Annotated in this window: 8 protein-coding genes and 1 pseudogene; all 9 read right to left on the bottom strand. The window is 43.8% G+C overall.

What is annotated here, in order from left to right; translation table 11 throughout:
* Positions 1-1307: carboxylate-amine ligase (locus IQ242_RS15665; protein WP_193960602.1), on the bottom strand; the 1307-nt coding region annotated here is incomplete at its 3' end.
* Between the two features lie 166 nt (positions 1308-1473).
* Positions 1474-1602 (bottom strand): photosystem I reaction center subunit IX, encoded by a 129-nt coding sequence (psaJ, locus tag IQ242_RS15660; protein WP_002738148.1) that lies wholly within the window; start codon positions 1600-1602, stop codon positions 1474-1476.
* 45 nt (positions 1603-1647) lie between these two features.
* A complete protein-coding gene (locus IQ242_RS15655; RefSeq protein ID WP_193960600.1) occupies positions 1648-2142 on the bottom strand; it encodes a Photosystem I reaction center subunit III in 495 nt (164 codons plus the stop codon).
* A gap of 132 nt (positions 2143-2274) precedes the next feature.
* Entirely contained in the window at positions 2275-2694 is a 420-nt protein-coding gene (locus IQ242_RS15650) for a secondary thiamine-phosphate synthase enzyme YjbQ (RefSeq protein WP_002785255.1), read from the bottom strand.
* A 10-nt stretch (positions 2695-2704) separates the two neighbouring features.
* Positions 2705-3505, bottom strand: a complete 801-nt coding sequence (gene cobA / locus IQ242_RS15645) for a uroporphyrinogen-III C-methyltransferase (RefSeq protein WP_193960599.1) — start codon at positions 3503-3505, stop codon at positions 2705-2707.
* Between the two features lie 289 nt (positions 3506-3794).
* Positions 3795-4085, bottom strand: a complete 291-nt coding sequence (locus IQ242_RS15640; RefSeq protein WP_193960598.1) for an addiction module antidote protein — start codon at positions 4083-4085, stop codon at positions 3795-3797.
* A gap of 9 nt (positions 4086-4094) precedes the next feature.
* A pseudogene (locus IQ242_RS15635) lies at positions 4095-4265 on the bottom strand (type II toxin-antitoxin system RelE/ParE family toxin); the annotation flags it as partial.
* A 369-nt stretch (positions 4266-4634) separates the two neighbouring features.
* On the bottom strand, positions 4635-4898 hold the full coding sequence (locus IQ242_RS15630; RefSeq protein WP_193960597.1) for a DUF2442 domain-containing protein: 264 nt from the start codon (positions 4896-4898) through the stop codon (positions 4635-4637).
* Complete coding sequence (locus tag IQ242_RS15625; protein WP_072927255.1) at positions 4858-5097, bottom strand: DUF4160 domain-containing protein; 240 nt, start codon at positions 5095-5097, stop codon at positions 4858-4860. The genes IQ242_RS15630 and IQ242_RS15625 overlap by 41 nt, the downstream gene beginning before the upstream one ends.
* Positions 5098-5442 lie beyond the last annotated feature (345 nt).

Raw genomic sequence — 5442 nt, 5'->3', positions numbered from 1 at the left:
ATATAGTATTTTTCCTGGTGAGGTTGACTGAAAAATAATCCAGTTTTTTGATCGTATTCACCATTAGTTAAAAGCTTTAAAGTCATAAAAGGATGGGTAGTTCCTCCTTTTCGCAGATTAATTTCGATCGCCTGTAAATCCCAGACTAAAGTTTCTGGATTTTTGACAGCGACGAAATCAACTCCATAGCGTTCAATTGCTCCCTTTGCTGCCAGAATTTCCCCTATTTTTAGTCCTAATTCCTGTAATTGTAGGCGATAATTTTCATCGGCAGGAAAATAACAACCCAGATAAATTTGACCATCGGGACCCCCTAAAATTTGATCGTGAGTGGAAAGAATCTTCACTTCTCCCATCGGTGTAATATAACCTTGCACACTCGGCGATCGCTTTTCTTCCCCTTCAATAAAAGCTTCGACAATTCCCCCTAATTCAGCAATTTTGCTGGAAAAACTCTCCCAATTTTCATCCCTTGCTTGAAAACTCATCTTGTCTAATTGTTTAGCCAAGAGATTCATTTTCTCGCTTAAATCTAGACTGTTACTATCGACAATTTCCCCTAAAGGACGTAAATCTAAAACCGCATTTCCTTCTCCTGATAACCCCTCATTTAACTTCACTACCATGCGTTTTAATTGCGGTTGACGGGACCACAAACTAGCGGCTTCGTATAACAAATCCTTGACCGTATTTACCTGTAAACTACCGTCAGGATGGGGAATATTGCCTTGACTAAAAATCTCGCGACTGCCACTTTTAGAACCCCAATACAATAAGTCTGGACTACAGGCAAATAAAGGAATATCTAATTGTAAAGACAATTCTCGCTCTAAATTAGTAGAATTAAAACAAACCATGTAGGCACGATCTCGACGCAACGCTTGCCGGATTCTTGCTACTAAGCGCGGTCTTTCCAGAATTTTTTGGGTTAAAGGTTGAAAAGAGTTATCGTGAGTTGTCAGTAATAACAGACGATTATTAGCATGGGAAAAAGGAATCCCAGGCAACAATTGCAGGTAATAATCAATCACCATCCGCGCCAGTGGCTGCGCTGTTACATAGATTAAACGGGTTTTCGGGTGTCGCAACCGAATCAGAGAAAATAATAATCTTTCTTCGTAATGTAAAAACCCCGCCACTTTTTGACCGACTCTCTGATCGATACTAAAAGAAGGGACAACTAGAATATCATAATCGTATTGATCCGATTCGAGAACGTTTTCTCCCTGCCAAATCTCTTTTAGTTTTTCTTGTAATTCTTGATACCGCAGCCGCTTTTCTAGCATCAAATCTCTATCTAACAGCATGGTTTGTCCCACCTCTGTGGTTGCAGATACCTGTATCTTATCGATTTTGAGAGCCTGTCGTCTCCAGTGTCTTTCTTTTCTTAATATTCCCCCAATCCCTCCGCTCATTGCCTTTAAAAAGGGATACAGTGGACTCTGTATCCCCTTTAATCACCTGAGATTGCCTTTAACCTAGCGGGTGGAATAAGAGATCGGGATAAAAGCGATTAAATTCGATTAAAATCCCGGCGGTGAAAGTCAGCAGCGCCATAATTAACACGGGTGCGGACGAGAGAAATTTAGTAAGTCCTTCCATCTGAGTTCTCCTAGGGAATAAAAAGTCAAGGGTTTGACACAAAAATTAACGAGGGGAAACGGTAATTTCCGAATCCTTAACGGTTAATTTACCGGAAGTGGCTTCTTGTAAAGCCGCCAACGGCCAGAGGAACCCCGTTAACATTTTGCTCAAAGCGAGGGGAACATCGATGATGATTTCCTTCATTTCGGCATCTTTGTCGTCGCGCACGGCGATTAAATAGGCCCGACCAACCCAACCGATCCAACCAGTAATGTACAGGAATAGGATGCTAGGGATAAAGAAATCGCACATGTGGTCCCAACGACCATCAACAATTAGGTGCGGATAGCCTTCCGGTCCACAGAGAGCTTGGGAGTAGGTTTGAGCGCGTTTGGCTCCCGATTCGGGGTCAGGAGTGGTGTTGCGGAAACTCTTCGCTTTTTGTAGGAAAGCGGGATTTTCGCTACAAGGGGTCAGATTGGACAAATCAGCCGACGCTGGAGCGGCAAAGGTGAACCAGAGGGATAGCACCAGGGCCAGAGCGAACAATTTTCGCATAAATTGTTTCCTTTTGTTACGAAATATGAAGTTCTTTGTTCAAAAAGCGAACAATTTGATCGTACACGGAAAAAATCTTACTCCGATGAGGGGTACGAGTAAAGTTTCTATTACAAAACTATACGCAAAGCTTCAGACCCCCGTGATATGAACCACCACTTGCCTTTGGTGACGACTCTGACGATGTTCCCAGAGATAGATACCTTGCCAGATCCCTAAAACTAATTTACCCCTAGCGATCGGGATTTGTTCCGATGTCCGGGTTAGAACCGAGCGAATGTGAGCGGGCATATCGTCTGGTCCTTCGGTAGAGTGATAGTAGAGACTGCTATCTTCCGGGACTAACTTGGCGAAGAAATTGGCCAAATCGGTGAGAACATCGGGATCGGCATTTTCTTGGATCAGCAAAGAAGCGGAGGTGTGACAGACAAATAGACTGCATAATCCCGTCGTTATGCCCGATTCAGCCACGATCGCTTCTATGGGAGCAGTGAGACGATGGAAATTCTTGGGACTGGTGGTAATCGTCAGGGATTTTTGATATTGACGCATGGCAACCGAATCAGAGAGAAATGGGAGTGGGGGGGATTGTCCTGGAGAGCAAAGGTTGTCCCGCTTGCAAGAGATCGTGAAGGTCCACCACTGCACCGATAACAGCGATCGCTGGGGCTTCAAAGCCGGTGGCTTCGATCTGGTCCATAATTGTGCTGAAAGTACCGATTAACTGCTGTTGTTGCGGTGTTGTTCCCCAGCGAATCAGGGCGATCGGTGTTTCTGGACTTCTGCCCGCCTTGGTTAACTCGCCGATAATATAGGGTAAATTATGCACACCCATGTAAACGACAATTGTTTCCGCACCATGGGCGATCGCTGACCAGTTAACCTGGGGACGATATTTACCCGCCATCTCGTGGCCGGTGACGAAAGTAACGGAGGAACTATAATCGCGATGGGTGAGGGGAATACCGGCGTAGGCAGGCACGGCAATTCCTGAAGTGATCCCCGGCACGATCTCGACGCTAATTCCGGCCGCGATCAGATCGAGCATTTCTTCGCCCCCGCGACCGAAAACAAAGGGATCCCCTCCTTTAAGACGAACAACCACGGCATTAGTCTGGGCCTTCTCGATCAGTAAAGCGGTGATTTCCTCCTGTACTAGAGAATGACGACCGCGACGCTTACCTGCATGGATTTGTTCGGCCCTGGGGTTAATCATGGCTAGAATCGAGGGGCTGACTAGGGCATCATAGAGGACAACATCGGCATTTTCTAAGAGAACTTTCGCTTTTAAGGTCAACAAACCAGGATCCCCGGGACCCGCACCGACGAGATAGACCTTACCGCAACTTTCTGATTGATTCATAGATACTGGGGAGAAAATTCTTGCTTCGATCGAATGCGCTTGATCCCTACTGTATTGTGACTGGGGCAAAATTTGGTATTTTTGACTACAGTTACTCGGCGATCATGCGCTTTCTTCATGAAGAATTATGATCTTAACATTACTTAACCCTTAATCTAGCGATCGCTCTGATACTAAATCCCGTTTAACAGGTATGGGGGAGTGAAAAGTGGGGAAAAGGGAGCGGGTTTTTAAAGTGGGATTGGGAGTTAATCATGCTATTAAAAACCGATTCAGTATAACGGTGAAGTTAGGCAATTGGTACGACTTGGAGGCGTAACCCAAGTGATTGTAAGACCTTAAGAACTGTGGCAAACTCTGGATTGCCTTCGATTGACAAAGCTTTATAGAGACTTTCACGCCCCAACCCTGTTTCACGGGCAATATGTGTCATCCCTTTAGATCGAGCAATATCACCTAATGCTGCTACCACTAAGCTTGGATCGCCATCTTCAAGGGCTGCTTCAAGATATGCAGCTATATCTTCTTTTGTTTCGAGATGTTCTGCCGCATCCCAAAGATAGGTTTGGATAGTAGCCATGAAAATCTCCTATAAGTCTTGTGCTAAATTTAATGCTGTTTTGATGTCCCGTTCTTGAGTTTGCTTATCTCCTCCTGCCAAGAGGATGATCAAGGTCTCTCCTCGCTGAATGAAATACACCCGATAGCCTTGGCCATAATCGATCCGCAGTTCCGATACACCTTTTCCTACTGGTTTAATACCATTTTTCTTTATTCGTGTCCCTCATCCCCTTGCCCCTCTCCCTTTCTGAGATAGGGATTGGGGGTGAGGGCAATTAACCATCTCTGCCATTACTTTAGAAAAATGGTATAACATCGCCTGGATTGCCCATAGACAGGCGACAAACACGAAGTCTATACGTGCTTTTGCTTGGCGATCCCGCAAATTGCTAAACCACTGAGAGTAGGTTTCGGTCTGGCGAATTTCAATCATGCCTTAAGTGTATCCTATGGGATACAGAAGGACAAGCAATAAAAATAAGGTGCGTTACATTTTATGAACGCACCCTACCAGATCAGCGTGCTGCTACGCAGTGCCTTCGGCATCGCACTTAATTAAGGATAAAAACTAGGTTTTAACTTTTAAAGGAAATCTCTCAGGATTTTTAATAATTTCTTTGCTTAAATCTACATCTAAATCTGGCCAATAAAAATGATTAGGAAAAGGCTCTTGTATATTTAAAATTTGTCTAATAGTGACATCTTGAAACCAAGGAAAATCTTGATAAGGAAGAAACATTTCTTCATTGTTTGCCAGAATCCATATTCCATGAGAAGAAATATGAGTTACTTCAGCTTGAGAAGTGTTTTGTCCAAGCATTTCTAAGTTCATTTTGTCGTTCCTCAATAATAGTTTCTATCGCTTGAAGTTGTTTTCGAGATAGGTTATAATTACGAGCTAATTCAATTTGTGGTTCAAGCCAAAATTTAGCTTCTCCTTCTGCACAATGAACATGAACGTGCATTCTTGTTTCTTCGCGGGAAAAGAAAAAGAAGCGATAGCCATCTTCTCGGAAAACAGTTGGACTCATCAGAAATATAATCAGGATGATTGATGCTTACCCTTCGTTTATTATAGCAAATCCCCCTCAACTGGTCTAAAATTAAGGGGGAATGAGTTATAAAAAAAGGCAATTTAACCGACGTTAGTGGGTTCTTTTTCGATCGATCGCTGGAGCGGTAGAAGTTACATTAGGGAACGCACCCTACCAGATCGGCGATCGCACTGGTTCCAGAGAATTGTCTATTCAACCCACATTCCGCACCCTAAAGTGTCACATTGAAAATTTTATCTAAATCGTCAAAACGATTGCCGGCTCTGAATTACAGGCTAATTTGTTGGATCAGCAGATGCACAATTAGCCCTAAAAATCTGA

Source organism: Microcystis sp. LEGE 08355, assembly GCF_015207185.1.
Lineage (GTDB): Bacteria > Cyanobacteriota > Cyanobacteriia > Cyanobacteriales > Microcystaceae > Microcystis > Microcystis panniformis.
This window is presented reverse-complemented; position numbering and strand designations above follow the sequence as displayed.

Excerpts from the sequence above, each read along its gene's own strand:
- IQ242_RS15650 (WP_002785255.1), bottom strand. The coding sequence starts at position 2,694 with ATGCGTCAATATCAAAAATCCCTGACGATTACCACCAGTCCCAAGAAT.
- psaJ (WP_002738148.1), bottom strand. The coding sequence starts at position 1,602 with ATGGAAGGACTTACTAAATTTCTCTCGTCCGCACCCGTGTTAATTATG.
- IQ242_RS15630 (WP_193960597.1), bottom strand. The coding sequence starts at position 4,898 with ATGAACTTAGAAATGCTTGGACAAAACACTTCTCAAGCTGAAGTAACT.
- IQ242_RS15640 (WP_193960598.1), bottom strand. The coding sequence starts at position 4,085 with ATGGCTACTATCCAAACCTATCTTTGGGATGCGGCAGAACATCTCGAA.
- IQ242_RS15655 (WP_193960600.1), bottom strand. The coding sequence starts at position 2,142 with ATGCGAAAATTGTTCGCTCTGGCCCTGGTGCTATCCCTCTGGTTCACC.
- IQ242_RS15625 (WP_072927255.1), bottom strand. The coding sequence starts at position 5,097 with ATGAGTCCAACTGTTTTCCGAGAAGATGGCTATCGCTTCTTTTTCTTT.
- cobA (WP_193960599.1), bottom strand. The coding sequence starts at position 3,505 with ATGAATCAATCAGAAAGTTGCGGTAAGGTCTATCTCGTCGGTGCGGGT.